This is a genomic window from Carboxylicivirga agarovorans (assembly GCF_050589845.1).
GTDB lineage: Bacteria > Bacteroidota > Bacteroidia > Bacteroidales > Marinilabiliaceae > Carboxylicivirga > Carboxylicivirga agarovorans.
In genome coordinates, this window is sequence record NZ_JBNGPA010000058.1 from 1 (window position 1) to 16256 (window position 16256).

The 16256-nt window shown below is 41.2% G+C and carries 13 protein-coding genes; 9 read left to right on the forward strand and 4 right to left on the reverse strand.

Annotated elements, in window-relative coordinates; genetic code table 11:
• Positions 1-469 precede the first annotated feature (469 nt).
• Complete coding sequence (locus ACRD69_RS24640; RefSeq protein ID WP_430817799.1) at positions 470-1048, reverse strand: 30S ribosomal protein S16; 579 nt, start codon at positions 1046-1048, stop codon at positions 470-472.
• A gap of 418 nt (positions 1049-1466) precedes the next feature.
• Here ACRD69_RS24640 and dnaE point away from each other — a divergent pair, with 418 nt between their 5' ends.
• The 3 genes from dnaE (at position 1467) to ACRD69_RS24655 (ending at position 7212) form a co-directional block, all read left to right on the forward strand.
• Positions 1467-5861, forward strand: a complete 4395-nt coding sequence (gene dnaE / locus ACRD69_RS24645) for a DNA polymerase III subunit alpha (RefSeq protein ID WP_430817800.1) — start codon at positions 1467-1469, stop codon at positions 5859-5861.
• Between the two features lie 152 nt (positions 5862-6013).
• Entirely contained in the window at positions 6014-6331 is a 318-nt protein-coding gene (gene trxA, locus ACRD69_RS24650; RefSeq protein ID WP_212188652.1) for a thioredoxin, read from the forward strand.
• Positions 6332-6420: 89 nt separating this feature from the next.
• On the forward strand, positions 6421-7212 hold the full coding sequence (locus tag ACRD69_RS24655) for a toxin-antitoxin system YwqK family antitoxin (protein ID WP_430817801.1): 792 nt from the start codon (positions 6421-6423) through the stop codon (positions 7210-7212).
• A gap of 76 nt (positions 7213-7288) precedes the next feature.
• Here the strand turns inward: ACRD69_RS24655 and ACRD69_RS24660 are convergent, their stop codons facing one another.
• Both ACRD69_RS24660 and ACRD69_RS24665 read right to left on the reverse strand, forming a co-directional pair.
• Positions 7289-8680, reverse strand: a complete 1392-nt coding sequence (locus ACRD69_RS24660) for a NupC/NupG family nucleoside CNT transporter (RefSeq protein ID WP_430817802.1) — start codon at positions 8678-8680, stop codon at positions 7289-7291.
• Positions 8681-8726: 46 nt separating this feature from the next.
• Entirely contained in the window at positions 8727-9332 is a 606-nt protein-coding gene (locus ACRD69_RS24665) for a bifunctional nuclease family protein (RefSeq protein ID WP_430817803.1), read from the reverse strand.
• Between the two features lie 328 nt (positions 9333-9660).
• Between ACRD69_RS24665 and rplU the strand changes: the two genes are divergently transcribed.
• The 5 genes from rplU (at position 9661) to ruvC (ending at position 12562) form a co-directional block, all read left to right on the forward strand.
• Positions 9661-9972, forward strand: coding sequence for a 50S ribosomal protein L21 (gene rplU / locus ACRD69_RS24670; RefSeq protein ID WP_430817804.1), 312 nt, complete (start codon positions 9661-9663; stop codon positions 9970-9972).
• A gap of 22 nt (positions 9973-9994) precedes the next feature.
• Positions 9995-10258 (forward strand): 50S ribosomal protein L27, encoded by a 264-nt coding sequence (rpmA, locus tag ACRD69_RS24675; protein ID WP_262325553.1) that lies wholly within the window; start codon positions 9995-9997, stop codon positions 10256-10258.
• A gap of 92 nt (positions 10259-10350) precedes the next feature.
• Positions 10351-11622, forward strand: coding sequence for a serine--tRNA ligase (gene serS / locus ACRD69_RS24680; protein ID WP_430817805.1), 1272 nt, complete (start codon positions 10351-10353; stop codon positions 11620-11622).
• Between the two features lie 84 nt (positions 11623-11706).
• Positions 11707-12015: a DUF4286 family protein gene (locus ACRD69_RS24685; RefSeq protein WP_430817806.1), complete on the forward strand. Its 309-nt coding sequence runs from the start codon at positions 11707-11709 to the stop codon at positions 12013-12015.
• Positions 12008-12562 carry a crossover junction endodeoxyribonuclease RuvC gene (gene ruvC, locus ACRD69_RS24690; RefSeq protein ID WP_430817807.1) on the forward strand — a complete coding sequence of 185 codons (555 nt, stop codon included), beginning with the start codon at positions 12008-12010 and terminating at the stop codon, positions 12560-12562. The genes ACRD69_RS24685 and ruvC overlap by 8 nt, the downstream gene beginning before the upstream one ends.
• 14 nt (positions 12563-12576) lie before the next feature.
• Here the strand turns inward: ruvC and priA are convergent, their stop codons facing one another.
• Positions 12577-15048, reverse strand: a complete 2472-nt coding sequence (gene priA / locus ACRD69_RS24695) for a replication restart helicase PriA (protein WP_430817808.1) — start codon at positions 15046-15048, stop codon at positions 12577-12579.
• A gap of 260 nt (positions 15049-15308) precedes the next feature.
• Between priA and ACRD69_RS24700 the strand changes: the two genes are divergently transcribed.
• On the forward strand, positions 15309-16127 hold the full coding sequence (locus ACRD69_RS24700; protein WP_430817809.1) for an MBL fold metallo-hydrolase: 819 nt from the start codon (positions 15309-15311) through the stop codon (positions 16125-16127).
• Positions 16128-16256 lie beyond the last annotated feature (129 nt).

Consider the following 16256-nt stretch of genomic DNA (forward strand, 5'->3'; position numbering starts at 1 on the left):
AAATTGTTACAAAAGTTTCTAAAACCACCTCCCGGTTCGTACCTCACCGGACTCCTCCTTTTTGTAAGGAGGAGAGCTGATTTACATGATGCATAGATCTATACGTTTATAAAACTTCTTTTCGAACCCTAAAAGGCGTTGCACCAAGTTCTGATGTATCAGGCTTTGACTGCGTCGATTTTCAATTCAGCCTGACATACAGCTATAATACTATTAAATTTTTCATCAACGGAGAAACTAAAATTTCAGTTAATCACCCCAAACCTAAAATAAAAAAACAGAAGGCAGTTTATAGGCGTGACAGCTGTGAAGTTCTTTCTCTATCGTTTGTGTAAAATTTATGCCTAGACCCAGATTTTGGTTGTGATCCCTTACAATGGGGTCTCTGCGGGTTGTGGAGTATGCATAAAAAAAGAGGCTGTCCAAAACGGACAGCCTCTTTGTATCTTTTGAAAAAGATCGGACTGAATTACTCAGCAGCCGGAGCTTCAGGAGCTTCTTCTGTTCCTTCAGTAGCTTCTTCTTCAGCTTCCTCACCTGCAGCTTCAGCAGCAGCAGCTTTGGCAGCAGCCTCAGCTTCAGCAGCCAATTCAGCTTTCTTAGCAGCAAGAGCTTCTGCTCTTTCAGCATTGATCTTAGCTTCCTGCTCTAAACGCTCTTTAGAAGCGTCAGCTTTAGCACCTGCTAATTGATCTTTCTTAGCTTGAATCTTACCTTCTTTTTCAGTTAACCAAGCGTTGAAACGCTTTTCAGCTTCTGCCTCATCAAAAGCACCTTTTTTAACACCTTCCAATAAGTGCTTCTTCATCATAACACCTTTGTACGAAAGAATCGCACGGGCAGTGTCAGTTGGCTGAGCACCTTTGTCTAGCCATGTAAGGGCTTTGTCAAAGTTCAAATTAATAGTAGCAGGATTTGTGTTCGGGTTGTAAGAACCAATTCTTTCAATGAACTTACCATCGCGTGGTGATCTGCTATCGGCTACTACGATGTGGTAGTAGGCATACCTTTTACGTCCGTGACGTGCCAGTCTGATTTTTACAGGCATAGTATTACGTTTTAATATTAAACAATTGCAAAAACTCGTTTTGCGGCTGCAAAGATAGAGCTTTAATTTTTATCCAACAATATATTAGTGCTTTATATTAATTTAAGTGGTTTATAACAAAGCATGTGCATGACGTATCAAATGAAAAAAACACTTCTTAAAAGTATGTATTATCATGTTGTCATGAACATTGAAAGTGCCATAAAATAAGGTTTTATCGAAATGAGGTATAGCCACATGTTCGTGAGTAGAGGTGAAACAACGAAGTGACTTATTTTGAAGTTATTTTAATGTGTATTCGATTTTCTAAGGCATATTGCGGGTTATTGTTTTTAACCTCGGCATTCAGCATTTAAATCCCTATATTCGCACTCCGCCGTAACTCTAAGGCAAGAAATTTTATAATACTGATTCTGAGATGTTTTTAATATTTGATACCGAAACAACCGGATTACCCAAGAAGTGGAAAGCACCATTAACTGACTTTGATAATTGGCCAAGAATGGTTCAATTGGCTTGGCAGTGTCATGATGTGGAGGGTAATTTCCTGTTTGCCAAGAACCATGTGATCACTCCTGATGGTTTTGTCGTGCCTGAGGATGTGGTATCAGTGCACGGTATTTCTACTGAAATAGCTCAGGAGAAAGGTATCCCGCTTAAAGAAGCCCTGCTTGATTTTATGCAAGATGTTAAACGATCAAAGTTTATCATCGGTCATAATGTATCCTTCGATATAAATATTGTTGGTTGTGAATTGCTTCGCAGCGAAATGGATGAGACTGACCTCACATCTGCTCCTGTTATTGATACAATGACGGGCAGTAAGGAGTTTTGTGATTTGAAACGCAAGGGACAGTTAAAGAATCCAACACTGACCGAGCTTCACCTGAAATTGTTTGGTGTTCCATTCGCCGAAGCACATAACGCGGCTGCCGATGTGGAAGCGACTTCGCGTTGTTTCCTTGAGTTGATACGTGTTGATGGCTTAAGTCCTGATTTGCACAAAATGACTGGCGGTCAGATTCAGGCCTTTAAAAATAATAACCCGACTACCATTCAACTGGCGGGCGTTGAGTATGAATCGTTCAAAGTCAGTTCTGCATTTGATGAGGTATCAATTGAAGAAGAAGAACGAAAATGGGAGGAGGCTAAGAAGAATATCGATCCACAGCCCTTTGTACATTTGCATGTGCATTCACAGTATTCTATCCTCGACGGTGCTGCAAAGACAGCCGATATAGCCGCTAAAGCTAAAGAAGATGGAATGGTGGCAGTGGCACTTACCGATCATGGCAGCATGTTTGGAGCTAAGGAGTTTCATGTCGCTTGTGGTAAGGCTGACATCAAACCAATCATTGGGGTTGAAGCCTATGTGGCCAAGCGAGGTCATTTGCGTAAGGATGATAAGACAGATTCGGGAGGACACCATATCATATTGCTTGCCAAAAACTATACAGGTTATCAAAACCTGATGAAAATGACTTCAATAGCACATACCGATGGTATGTATTACAAACCTCGTATTGACAAGGATTTACTTGAAAAATATAACGAAGGGGTTATTGTAAGCAGCGCCTGTTTAGGAGGTGAAGTGTCGCAACATATTATGGCTGGTAATATTGATAAAGCAAAGGAAACAATCCTCTGGTATAAGGATGTTTTTGGCGAGGATTACTACCTGGAGATCATGCGTCACCGGAATAATGATCCACGCCTGCGAGCCGATGTTTATGAAAACCAGGTGAGAGTTAATAAGGTGATACGTCATTTAGCTGCCGAATTGGGGGTTAAGGTTATTGCTACAAATGATTCACATTTTATGAATCCTGAAGATGCTGAAGCCCACGATGTATTGGTGTGTTTGAGTACAGGTCGCGATTACGATGATCCGACACGCATGCGCTATACAAAGCAGGAGTGGTTCAAGACTACTGAAGAGATGAACGAACTCTTTGCCGACGTGCCGGAAGCTTTGGCTAATACCGCTGAAATAGCTGAAAAGGTGGAGGCCTTTAAACTGGATTCCAACCCCATTATGCCACCCTTTGATATTCCAGAAGATTTTGGTACGATGGATGGCTATCGTGAAAAGTTCGATGAAGCTAAACTGATCGAAGAATTTGGTGAAGAACGCTATGAAAAGCTGGGTGGATATGATAAGGTATTGCCCATTAAGCTGGAGGCCGATTATTTAGATTTCCTGACTTTTGAAGGTGCTAAAAAAAGATATCCGGGCGATGAGTTAACGGATGATAAACGTGAGCGTCTCGAATTTGAGCTGGAAACGATTAAGACGATGGGTTTCCCCGGTTACTTCCTTATTGTTCAGGATTTTATTAACTGGGCCAAAGATAATGGTGTACTGGTAGGACCAGGCCGCGGTTCGGCAGCAGGAGCTGCCGTGGCCTATTGCGTTGGAATTACCGACGTGGATCCGATTAAATATGATTTGCTATTTGAGCGTTTTCTGAATCCTGATCGTATATCAATGCCCGATGTCGACATCGATTTTGATGATGATGGCCGACAAGAAGTATTGGATTATGTGACACACAAGTATGGACAGGAAAAGGTAGCACATATCTGTACCTTTGGTACAATGGCAACCAAGAGTTCAATCAAGGATGTGGCGCGTGTGTTACGTCTGGAACTGGCTGAAGCCAACCGTTTAGCTAAAATGGTGCCTGAAGCACCCAAGATGAGTTTTAAAAAGGCCTATAAGGAAGAGCCTGCATTGCTTGAAGAAAAAGAGTCTTCGAACCCGCTTATTGCCAAAACCATCAAATTTGCAGAGGCTTTGGAAGGTTCGGTGCGACAAACGGGTGTCCATGCCTGTGGTGTACTGATTGGTAAAAATCCGCTTGACGAACACGTGCCGGTAATGCCAACCAAAGGAGAGGAATTGCTAACCACTCAATATGACGGACGTTTTGTAGAAGATATAGGCTTGCTAAAAATGGACTTCCTGGGTTTGAAGACCTTGTCCATTATTAAAGAGGTGCTTGATAACGTAAAGCTTTCAAAAAATATTGACGTTGATATCAACAATGTCGACCTCGAAGATGAAGAGACTTTTCAGCTGTTTAGCCGTGGTGAAACAACGGCCATATTCCAGTTTGAGTCGCCGGGTATGAAGAAGCACCTCAAGGCTCTTAAGCCAAACCGATTTGAAGACCTGGTAGCGATGAACGCCTTGTACCGTCCCGGACCGATGGAATATATCCCTTCATTTATCGCCCGTAAACACGGCCGTGAAGAGATTGAATACGATCATCCGATGATGGAGCCTTACCTGAAAGATACCTATGGTATTACGGTTTACCAGGAGCAGGTGATGCTTCAGTCCCGTGCCCTGGGTGGCTTTACCCGTGGAGACTCAGACTCCCTGCGTAAAGCAATGGGTAAGAAGATCATGGCCATGATGGATAAGCTGAAGGAGAAGTTTATCAAAGGTTGTTTAGACAGTGAGGAGTTTGTAGGCGCTTGTAAAGATGGTAAGACATCAATCACAAAACCTGAGGATCTGATAGAAAAGATATGGAAAGACTGGGAAGCCTTTGCCAGTTATGCCTTTAACAAGTCGCACTCGGTGTGTTACGCTTATATTGCATATCAGACGGGTTACCTGAAAGCTCACTATCCGGCTGAATTTATGGCCGGTGTACTAAGTCGTAACCTAAGCGATATTACCAAGATCACCAACTTCATGGAAGAGTGTAAAAACATGGGGATGGATGTACTGGGGCCTGATGTCAATGAATCATACCGGAAGTTTACGGTAAACAAAGATGGGGCGATTCGTTTTGGTATGGCAGGTATTAAAGGTGTTGGTGAAGGTGCTGTAGAGGCCATTATCCAGGAACGGGAGAAAGGAGGGCCTTACAAATCGGTTTATGATTTCGTGGAGCGTTTGCCATTGACAACAGTTAATAAAAAGAACATTGAAGCATTGGCTTTCTCAGGTGCTTTTGACACCATGGGACAATATCACAGGGCACAGTTCTTTGGTAAGCACGAGAATGATGATATGAACTTTATAGAACACCTGATTCGCTATGGAAACCGTTATCAGGCCGATAAAGCCTCGTCTCAGAACTCGCTGTTTGGTGCTATGGGAGGTGACATTGCCATCAAAACACCTGACATGCCTGATTGTGCGGAATACTCCATCATCGAGAAACTGAATCACGAAAAGGAATACATTGGTATATATTTGTCAGCTCATCCGCTGGATCAGTACAAACTTGAGATGAATCATTTTATTCATCACCGTTTGAAACAGCTGGATGATCTGGAAGCAATGAGAGGCAGGGATATTACCCTGGCAGGAAGCGTGGTTAATGTGCGACGCGGAACGACAAAAAAAGGGAACCCATATGCCATTATGACAATGGAGGATTACACAGGTTCGTTTGAATTTGCATTTTTTGGCAACGACTTCACCGAATATCTGCCATATCTGGAGATAGGTTATTTTATAATGGTGAAGGGCAGGGTACAACCAAGACGCTATAATCAGGATGAACTGGAGTTCAAGATAAATAACATCAAGTTTTTAAGTGAATTGCGTGATACTCTGGTTAATACCATAACTTTGAAGGTGCCTTTAAACGCTATATCACAAGAGTTAATTACTGAATTGGCTAATATTTTACAGTCCAATGAAGGAAATGTAACTCTGAAATTTATGGTGCAGGACCCGGAAACAAAGAATGCGGTACAGTTCTTGTCAAGAACTATGCGCGTTGATTTAAACGATGATTTGATTAAATATATAGACGAACATCAGGACCTGGAAATGAGTATTGCCTAAGAGCTTGATGAGAATCAGTTATTATTCTTATATCTATATATTAAAAAATGTGTATTTTTGAACACGCCCAAGTAAAATTATTTAACTTTGGGCAATCACTTTTAAGTTAGGAAGTTAAAATTTTTATAATAATAAAGTAAAACAGATTTGCTATGTTGATCGAAGTTACTGATGCCAATTTTGAAGAGTTAGTATTAAATTCAGATAAGCCAGTATTGGTTGATTTCTGGGCTGAGTGGTGTGGGCCATGTCGTATGGTTACTCCTATTGTTAAAGAATTGGCAGAAGAGTACGGTGAGAAAGCCGTAATCACAAAAATGGATGTTGATAGTAATCCGGGCACTTCAGTGAAGTTTGGTATTCGTAACATCCCAACTATTTTATTTTTTAAGAATGGTGAAGTAGTTGACAAACAAGTTGGAGCCGTTCCAAAAACTATTTTGGCGTCTAAATTAGATGCTCTTTTATAGTAACAAAATACTTATAATGGGGGCTGTCAAACATTTTTGACAGCCTTTTTTTAATCCTTAAGTTAAACTACCCCCTTATTTTTTATTTTATGAAACGATTACATTTACTGGTGGCCGTACTGGTAATTGCATTGAGCAGTTGTCAGTTTTTCGGACCACAGAAGGAAGTGGTGAAAACCAACTCCAAAAATGCAGATGGAACCTTTATTAAAAAACGTCACTTTAATGATGACCCGTATTCACCTGTTGAATGGGAGATATCAATGAAGTTTAAAGAAGGAAGTAAATCTGCCATCCGTCACGGAGTTTCGAAACGATTCTCAAAGTCAGGGAAGCTTTTAGAAACAATTCCTTATAAAGACAATAAAAAGGACGGAACACGACTCACTTATCATTCGACAGGTAAGGTTTATAAAGAACAACCGTATGTTGACGGGCGCCTGAATGGTATCTGTAAGCGCTACGACAGAGAAGGGCGTATTACGGCCGAGTATGAATATAAAAACGGTTTACCAGGTGTAGGACTAAAGCGCTATACCAACCTTGGTAAGCAGCGTCCCGATCCGTCTATTAAAATCACCAAAACCGATAATATTCGTACATCAAGCACCTATATAATAGGATTATCCTTACAGGGTGAAGGTACAAAAAGCATAAAGTCGGTTGAGTTTTACGAAGGGCAGCTTATTGAAGGTAAATTCTACCATAAAAATTTATCACCAGCTAAGAAGCTATCGTCTAAAAAAGGAGAAATCCGTATTAAATTGGCGAGCGGAAGTTCGGTAAATAAGACTTTAAACATTATCGCGGTTTGTAAAACATCAGATGGTTTAAGCCTGATTATGCAAAAGCCTGTTAAGGTTGATGCCCGTGGCATTTAATCATTGACATGACATAAAGAGAAAGGCCCGGAATTGTAATTCCGGGCCTTTTCTTTATGGTGTATATCGTAATGGTTTATCCCATCATCATACCAACAATAGTGGCTGACATCAGCGAGGCTAAAGTACCGGCCAGTAAAGCTCTGAATCCAAATTTGGAAAGGAATTCACGCTTGTTAGGTGCCAGGCCGCCAATGCCACCAATCTGAATACCTATAGAGGCGAAGTTGGCAAATCCGCAAAGCATATATGTAGCCATGATTACTGACTTGCTATGCATTAATGCACCCGATGATTTAAACTCTGCCAGGCTGGTGTAACCAACAAACTCACTGGCAATGATTTTCTCACCCAACAACTGACCTACCAGGGCAATGTCTTGCGACGGAACACCTATTAACCACATGAGAGGAGCCAGGCAGTAGCCGAGAATAAATTCAAGATTAAAATGTTCGTACTGACCATTGGTCCACTGGGCAATGGAAGCATTAAGACTTGTCCATTCACCTACTTTATCAAATCCATAATTGACAAGGGCAATAAAAGCGAAGAATACCAGTAACATTGCACCTACATTAGCAGCTAGTTTTAAGCCCTCGGTTGTTCCGTTACTCATGGCATCTAAGATGTTACTTCCAATCTTATCCATCGATATCTTGATCTCTGACTTAATCTCTTCTGTTTGAGGAACCAATACTTTAGAAATAACAATGGCACCAGGTGCAGCCATTACTGACGCAGTAAGCAGGTGCTTGGCAAACATCAGGCGTTGAACGGGATCGTCACCACCTAAAAAGCCAATATAGGCGGCTAATACACCACCGGCAACGGTGGCCATTCCTCCTACCATTACTAAAAACATTTCTGACGCATTCATCTTAGGCAGGTAGGCTTTGATCATTAGGGGAGCTTCAGTTTGTCCAAGAAAAATATTTCCTGCTACTGATAAGCTTTCTGCTCCTGAAAGATTCAATGCCTTAGTAAGTGCCCAGGCCAGTGCCCACACTACCTTTTGAATAACGCCCAGGTAGAATAGCACACTTGTCAAAGCAGAAAAGAAAATGATGGTGGGTAATATTTGAAAGGCGAAGATGTAGCCAAACGTTGATGAATCTAACAGGTCGCCCAATAGAAATTCACTTCCAACTTTAGTAAAATCAAGTACCAGTGTGAAAAGCTTACCTAAGAACTCAAATATGCTTTGTACAAAAGGGATATAAAGAACCGAAACGGCCAATATAAGCTGGATGCCAAGACCTATTCCAACTACTTTCCAGGAAATGCCTTTGCGATTTAAACTAAACAACCAGGCAATACCAATTAATACTGCCATTCCAAATAAGCCACGGATAATACCCATGAAATTAAATGAAGCGGCTGTGTCTACTTCTACAACTAAATTGGGATTTTGGGCAAATAAAGCGGTCGATAATATTAGGCAAATGAATGCCAGAAGAAATTTCTTCATGAGGTTTAGGAATTTAAATAAATGTTAGACTGGAACGAAGCGCGAGTTATTTCTCTTCTCTGCGGTTTATTTCATCCCTGATTTTTGAGGCCTTTTCATAATCCTCCGCCATTATGGCTTCGTCCAATAGCTTCTTTAAATCATCCAGCGATTTGGACTGATATTGTGTGCTGCTCTCTTTTTTCGATTCTGTTTTTTCAATTGGTGAAATAGAGTGTCCCTCTTCTTTTTTATCAAAATCAAGCACTATGCCTGCCTTTTCAATAATATCGTCGTAGGTATAAATAGGACAACCAAAGCGTAAGGCCAACGCAACCGCGTCTGAAGTGCGTGAATCAATGTGAAGCTTTTCGTTATCTCTTTGGCAAACAAGCTCAGAATAAAAGATCCCTTCTTCGAGTTTATATACAACTACTTCTTGAATATCAATATTAAATGACTTTGAAAAATTAAGAAACAAATCGTGTGTTAAAGGACGTGGTGGTTCTAACCCCTCAAGCTTTATGGCGATTGATTGTGCTTCTACGCCTCCTATGATAATTGGTATTCGCCTTTCTCCATCTTCTTCGGCCAACACAAGGGCGTAGGCACCAGATTGTGTTTGGCTATATGATAAACCAAGAATGTTTAACTTGATTTTTTTTCTGCTCATAACGCTTATTAGATCTTTGTCTCTTACAATTTGATAGTTTAATATATATCAAAAATAGAGAGGATTAGTGTTGTTTATTGCATTGAAACAAATATAGTAATTAGTTTTTAACATTTTTAGATAAAGGCTTTTTAATAACCGGAGTTCTATTTAAATTTCACAGCTGAAATTGAACTAAAAAACTTATTTTCAGCAAAGAGAACGTTTTTTTATTTGTGTTGAAAAGTAATTTTATATACTTTTGCACTCCATTAGAATCTTGTGGGGTAGAAAAAGTGGCTTTAAAAGTAAGTCCACCTCCTGGATAAAACCATAAATAATTGGTGACATGTACGCAATTGTTGACATTGCTGGACAGCAATTTAAAGTTGAGAAAGAAAGAAAAATCTTTGTGCATCGATTGAGTGCCGAGGAAGGTGCTACAGTTGAGTTTGAAAAAGTACTTCTAACAGACAATGAGGGTGACGTTAAGATTGGCGCTCCTGTTGTAGAAGGTGCAAAAGTAACTGCGAAAGTTCTATCACACGTTAAAGGTGATAAAGTAATCGTTTTCAAAAAGAAAAGAAGAAAAGGTTACAAGAAGAAGAACGGACATCGTCAGTGCTTCACTCAAATTCAAATTGAAGAAATCGTAGGTTAAAAACTCAAAAAATTAGAATAAGATGGCACATAAGAAAGGCGTCGGTAGTTCGAAGAACGGTAGAGAGTCGGAAAGTAAACGACTTGGCGTAAAAATTTATGGCGGTCAGGCTGCCAAAGCTGGAAACATCCTTGTAAGACAACGAGGAACACAGCACCATCCAGGTGAGAACGTTGGTATGGGTAAAGACCATACTTTGTTCGCTCTAATTAATGGTACTGTTGCTTTCCGCAAGAAAAAGGACAACAAATCTTATGTATCAGTAGTACCTTTTACTGCTGAATAATAAGATTACTGAAAGCATTATTAAATCTCCTGTTTTTATTACTTTCGTAATAATTTCAGGAGATTTTTTTTACTCGAAAATGATATAAGGGTATGTTGACGTTAAAATTTATACAGGATAACAAAGATTTAGTCGTTGAGCGTCTTAAAATCAAGAACTTCGACGCTACAGAGGTTGTAAATGCAATCATCGAATTAGATAATAAAAGAAAAGCGACTCAGGTTGAGGCGGAATCTTTTCAACAAGAAATGAATGCGCTGTCCAAAGAGATTGGTCAACTTTTTAAATCGGGTAAAGCAGAAGAAGCGAATAAGGCTAAAGCTCGCACAGGTGAATTAAAAGAGAATATCAAGGAGCTGAATGCAAACCTGGATGAAATTACAGCTCAATTGAATGAGCAGCTGGTTTCATTACCAAACATTCCTAACGAAATTGTACCTCCCGGAAAAGGAGAAGAAGATAACGTTGAAGTGACCAGTGGAGGTAACATGCCACAATTAGAGGTGAAAGAACCTCACTGGGACCTGATCAAGAAATATGACCTGATCGATTTTGAATTAGGTACTAAAATAACAGGAGCCGGATTCCCGGTTTATAAAGGTAAGGGTGCCCGCTTACAACGTGCCTTGATCAACTTTTTCCTTGATGAAGCTGAAAAAGCTGGCTACAGCGAAGTGATTCCTCCTTTGGTAGTTAATGAAGATTCTGGTTTCGGTACAGGTCAGTTGCCTGATAAAGAAGGTCAGATGTACCATGTAACGGCTGATAACCTTTATTTGATTCCTACTGCCGAAGTGCCGGTAACAAACATCTTCCGTGATGTTATTTTACAGGCATCAGAAATGCCAGTAAAGCACTGTGCTTACTCAGCTTGTTTCCGTCGTGAGGCAGGTTCATGGGGAGCTCATGTAAGAGGCTTGAACAGATTACACCAGTTCGATAAGGTTGAAATCGTGCAGGTCGCTCATCCTGATCACTCGTATGATATACTTGATAAGATGGTTGCCCATGTTCAAACACTGGTTGAAAAACTGGAGTTACCATGGCGTATGCTGCGTTTATGCGGTGGTGATCTGAGTTTTACATCTGCATTGACTTACGATTTTGAAGTATATTCTGCAGCTCAGGAGCGTTGGCTTGAGGTGAGTTCTGTTTCAAACTTTGAGAGCTACCAGGCTAACCGTCTGAAACTTCGTTACAAAGAAGAGGGAGAGAAAAAGGCACAGCTTGCACATACTTTAAATGGAAGTGCACTGGCTTTACCACGTATTGTCGCTGCTATCCTAGAAAACAATCAAACGCCTGAAGGCATTAAAGTGCCTGAAGTATTGGTTCCATATACTGGATTCGATATTATAAAATAGGCTGCAATTATAAGGCAGAAGGCAGGAGTGGTCAACCATAACTTCTGCCTTCTGCTCGTTTTATTACCTTCAAAACTTATTAACATGTATATTTTCAACACCACTTTTATGATTGATGACGCCATTGTTGAGGACTGGAAACAGTGGATGGACCGCAACTACATTCCCACAATGAAGGATCTGGTGAAGAGCATTCGGGTTGAGTTATACGAAGTGATGGCGGTGGTTGAAGAAGGTAATACAAACTATTCATGCCAGATGCAGGTAACTAATCCCGCCGATCTGGATACCATTAATAAATACAATGCTATTCTGATCAATAATGCCAAAGGAACCTTTGGTGACAAATGCCTGACTTTTAGTTCAATTCTTAACGAGGTCAAGTTTGGCTAAAGAACGCATCATATTAGGTATTGACCCCGGAACAACTGTTATGGGTTATGGAATTATTCGCTGTGTTGGCAATAAGGCGGATATGGTTACCATGGGTGTGCTGGAGCTGCATAAATACGGCGATCATTACCTGAAACTGCAAAAGATATTTGAGCGGGTGGTTCAATTGGTTGATTCCTACCATCCTGATGAGTTGGCTATCGAAGCTCCATTCTATGGAAAGAATGTGCAATCAATGCTTAAGCTCGGACGGGCACAGGGGGTGGCCATGGCCGCTGCATTATCACGTTCGCTGCCTATCTTCGAATACGCACCCTTGCGTATCAAGCAGGCCATTACCGGTAACGGAAGAGCATCAAAGGAGCAGGTTGCTATGCTGCTTCAGAACCTTTTAAAGATCGCTGAATTGCCTAAGTACCTCGATGCTACCGATGGTTTGGCTGCAGCCTATTGTCATTTCCTGCAAAATCAGCGTGTCAATATTTCGGGTGGCGCCAAGAGCTGGAAGCAGTTTATGAGCCAAAACCCTGACCGCGTAAAAAAATAGCCTCTGTGCTTTTCCTAAAACGGATCTACATCAACCTGGAATGTCACATAGCGAAATTCTTGCTGTGCCTGTAAGCTAACGATCGCTTCCCGCATCAGGTGCTTCACCTTGGCAGGAGATGCTTTCTTCTCCATTTTAATGAGAATCTTCTTGATAAAAAGGTTCTGGATACGATTAATAACAGGAGCCTGGGGGCCTAATACGCGATTACCAAAAATAACACGCAGTTGCTCTGCCAGCAGGTGTGATGCTTTATTGGTAACACCCTGGTTTTTGTGTTTAATGGTAATGTTGATCAGGCGATAATAGGGAGGATATTTAAACAATTGACGCTCTTCAAGCTGCCCGTTGTAGTGGTTGCTGAAGTTATGGTTGATCACATCCATAATAACCGGATGTTTCTTATTGGATGTTTGCAATATGACCAGACCTTGCTTGTTCTTTCGGCCCGCCCTGCCGCTAACTTGTGTCATAAGCTGGTAGCTTCTTTCGAAAGCTCTGAAATCGGGATAGTTAAGCATATTGTCGGCGTTTAGTATACCAACCACGCTCACATTATCAAAGTCAAGACCTTTGGATATCATTTGTGTGCCTATGAGGATATGCACTTCTCCATTCTCGAATTTCCTGATGATCTTATCATAACCGGCTTTACTGCGCGTTGTATCCAAGTCCATACGCGCCACCTCGTGGTCAGGATAAAGCAGACTCATTTCCTCCTCGATTTTTTCAGTGCCAAAACCCCTTGTTTCGATGGCAGGACTGTGGCAGGCAGGGCAAACCGTTGGTAATTGCATCGTATGGTTGCAATAGTGGCATACCAGCTGGTTCAGGTGCTTATGGTAAGTCATGGAAACATCGCAGTTAACACATTTAGCCACATAGGCACATTGACCACACTCAATATACGGGCTAAAACCACGGCGGTTTTGAAACAGAATAACCTGTTCGCCTTTCAGTAATGCTTCGTCGATCTTTTCCAGGAGCAAGGGTGAAAAATGCGAGTTCATCTGCTTTTTTCGTTTTGCCTCACGGACATCAACGGCTATTATCTCGGGCATTTTAATGCCCTCAAAGCGCTGGGTTAATTCAACAAGAGCGTATTTACCCTGTTGCACATTAAAGTATGATTCAATGGACGGGGTGGCTGTACCCAATAATGTTTTGGCACCAAAGAAATTGCCCAGTACAATAGCGGCGTCACGCGCATGGTAACGCGGGGCCGGATCAAATTGCTTGTATGTATTCTCGTGCTCTTCATCAATGATGATCAGGCCAAGGTTGTTGAATGGCAAAAATATGGACGATCGAACGCCTACAATCAGCTGGTAATTGCGTTTCTGTAAAAGATTATTCCATACTTCAACGCGTTCAGCATCGGCGAACTTACTGTGGTAAATACCCATTTTGTTGCCAAAATGCTTCTGCAGGCGCGAAGTAATTTGAGTAGTCAAGGCAATTTCGGGCAGGAGGTACAATACCTGCTTGCCTTGTTGCAGCTGTTCTTCGATCAGATGAATATAAATCTCTGTCTTTCCGCCTGAGGTAACACCGTGGAGTAAGGTTACCTCATGGGTTTGAAAGCCTGTTTTTATTTCATTGTAAGCCGTTTGTTGCACCTCGCTGAGAGCGTTGGCTGTCTGCACCTCTTTCTCATCGAGGTCAAGACGGTCTATCGCTTGTTCCTGCTCCAGCAGAATATTCTTTTTACACAGTTCCTTGATGGCTGCCGGGCTCGCATTGGCTTTTTTAAGCAGTTCAGTTTTACTGATCTGTTGATTGGTTATTGCACCCGTAAGTCCACCAACCAATGAAAGCAGAGTCATTAAAAGCTCTTGCTGTTTTGGTGCCCTCGATAATTTGTCAAATACCAGTTGAAGGGCTTCCTCCGACTGACAGTCAGGATGGAGGGTTATGACCTTTTGGGTTTTGGCCTTATAGCTTTCCTTTAAATGCTCGTTGACAAAAACAGCATTGTACTCCAACAGGCGCTTCACAACGGGGAGGCTGTTTTTTAAACCGCTTAACTGGTTAATGTCGTTAATGGAACATACTTTTTTGCCGGCAATGATATCAAGTACTCTATTTTCCTTGTCTGATAAAGGCGATTCTGCTTCAAAATCTGCATTATAAATAATGCGCGTTTCGCTTTCCATTTTCAAGCCTGAAGGAAGAGCCGCCTTATATACTTCTCCTAATGTACATTGGTAATAGTCGGCCAGCCAGTTCCAGAATTTCAATTGATAAGCATTAACAACCGCTTCATCATCCAGAATTGAAATGATGTCTTTTGTTTCGTATTCTTCGGGCTGATCATGATGCAGTTTATAAATAATGCCCGAGTACACCTTTTTCTTTCCAAAAGGTACTGCAGCACGTTTACCAATCACGGCAAGGTGTACAAGATCGTCAGGCACCGAATAGGTGAATAACCTGGGCAAAGGCACAGGTAATATAATATCGATAAAAAGAGGCTTGTTACTCATCAATGAAATTTGTATGTGTAAAGATACAATACTTCTTCAATAGGCTGGTCGTTTAATGGCAGAAGGCCTTTGCATGAAAGGCAATCTTATCGTGCAAGGAACAGCTAGAAGGTCCTTAATTTTACGAAGCTTTCCGTAGCTTTTATTGCCTTGTTACTTACAGGTAATGTGGTGTATAGCTATGACTATCATTTGTCAGTTGAGCGAAAATTTCAAAACATTGGCTAACAATTGTAACTTCGTGTATTAAATTAATGCGAATGAAACTAACTGCACTGATAGACAATAAGCAAGATGTTAAGCAACTGAAGTGTGAGCATGGCTTATCATTTTTACTGGAAACAGAGAATCGTGTAATTCTGTTTGATACAGGCCAGTCAGATAAGTTTATTCACAACGCCAAAGTATTGAATATAGATCTCAGCAGGGTCGATTATGCGGTGATAAGCCATGGTCACTATGATCATGCGGGAGGTTTGCCTGCTTTCTTAAAGATGAATAGCAAGGCGCAGGTGTTTATCCACAGGGAAGCTTTTAAGAAGCGTTTTTCCCGATCATCGGCCATGGTAAAAGAAAATGGGATTCCCTGGCGCAATCAGCTCGGTCAGTATAGTGATCGTATTACCCTGCTTGATGACGATTTGCTGGTCGAACCGGGTTTACAACTTATGGGTTCAATAAAAGCCCGTACCGGATATGAAATAGTAAACGATCGCCTGGTGGTAGAAGATGATCAGGCTTTTAAACCCGATACTTTTGATGACGAGCTGGTTTTAATAGCCAGTGAAAGTAATAAAAACCTTGTATTGGCGGGTTGTGCTCATACAGGCATAGTCAACATTCTGCATGCTGCTGAAGAAAGGTATGACCATTCGTCGTTTGATTGTGTTGCAGGAGGGCTGCATTTAAACGGGCAGCAGGTCAATGATGTTGACTCAATCATTGAGGCTGTAAAGGGCTTTGATGTTAAAAAATGGGCCATTGATCACTGTACGGGCGATTTAGCCTTTGAGCAGTTTAGTAATGCTTTTCATGAGAGGGTTGTTTATTTTGGGACAGGAGCGCAGCTGAGCATTTAAGGGTGTAGGTCTTCAGCTTAATTTGGACAGATTGGTATAAAAGTTAAGAGATGAATTCTTAATTTATCAACCAATAAAAGTTCAATAATGAAACAGAAGAAGCAAAGTGCCGAATCAAAGATTAAGGAG

Excerpts from the sequence above, each read along its gene's own strand:
- ACRD69_RS24640 (WP_430817799.1), bottom strand. The coding sequence starts at position 1,048 with ATGCCTGTAAAAATCAGACTGGCACGTCACGGACGTAAAAGGTATGCC.
- dnaE (WP_430817800.1), top strand. The coding sequence starts at position 1,467 with ATGTTTTTAATATTTGATACCGAAACAACCGGATTACCCAAGAAGTGG.
- trxA (WP_212188652.1), top strand. The coding sequence starts at position 6,014 with ATGTTGATCGAAGTTACTGATGCCAATTTTGAAGAGTTAGTATTAAAT.
- ACRD69_RS24655 (WP_430817801.1), top strand. The coding sequence starts at position 6,421 with ATGAAACGATTACATTTACTGGTGGCCGTACTGGTAATTGCATTGAGC.
- ACRD69_RS24660 (WP_430817802.1), bottom strand. The coding sequence starts at position 8,680 with ATGAAGAAATTTCTTCTGGCATTCATTTGCCTAATATTATCGACCGCT.
- ACRD69_RS24665 (WP_430817803.1), bottom strand. The coding sequence starts at position 9,332 with ATGAGCAGAAAAAAAATCAAGTTAAACATTCTTGGTTTATCATATAGC.
- rplU (WP_430817804.1), top strand. The coding sequence starts at position 9,661 with ATGTACGCAATTGTTGACATTGCTGGACAGCAATTTAAAGTTGAGAAA.
- rpmA (WP_262325553.1), top strand. The coding sequence starts at position 9,995 with ATGGCACATAAGAAAGGCGTCGGTAGTTCGAAGAACGGTAGAGAGTCG.
- serS (WP_430817805.1), top strand. The coding sequence starts at position 10,351 with ATGTTGACGTTAAAATTTATACAGGATAACAAAGATTTAGTCGTTGAG.
- ACRD69_RS24685 (WP_430817806.1), top strand. The coding sequence starts at position 11,707 with ATGTATATTTTCAACACCACTTTTATGATTGATGACGCCATTGTTGAG.
- priA (WP_430817808.1), bottom strand. The coding sequence starts at position 15,048 with ATGAGTAACAAGCCTCTTTTTATCGATATTATATTACCTGTGCCTTTG.
- ACRD69_RS24700 (WP_430817809.1), top strand. The coding sequence starts at position 15,309 with ATGAAACTAACTGCACTGATAGACAATAAGCAAGATGTTAAGCAACTG.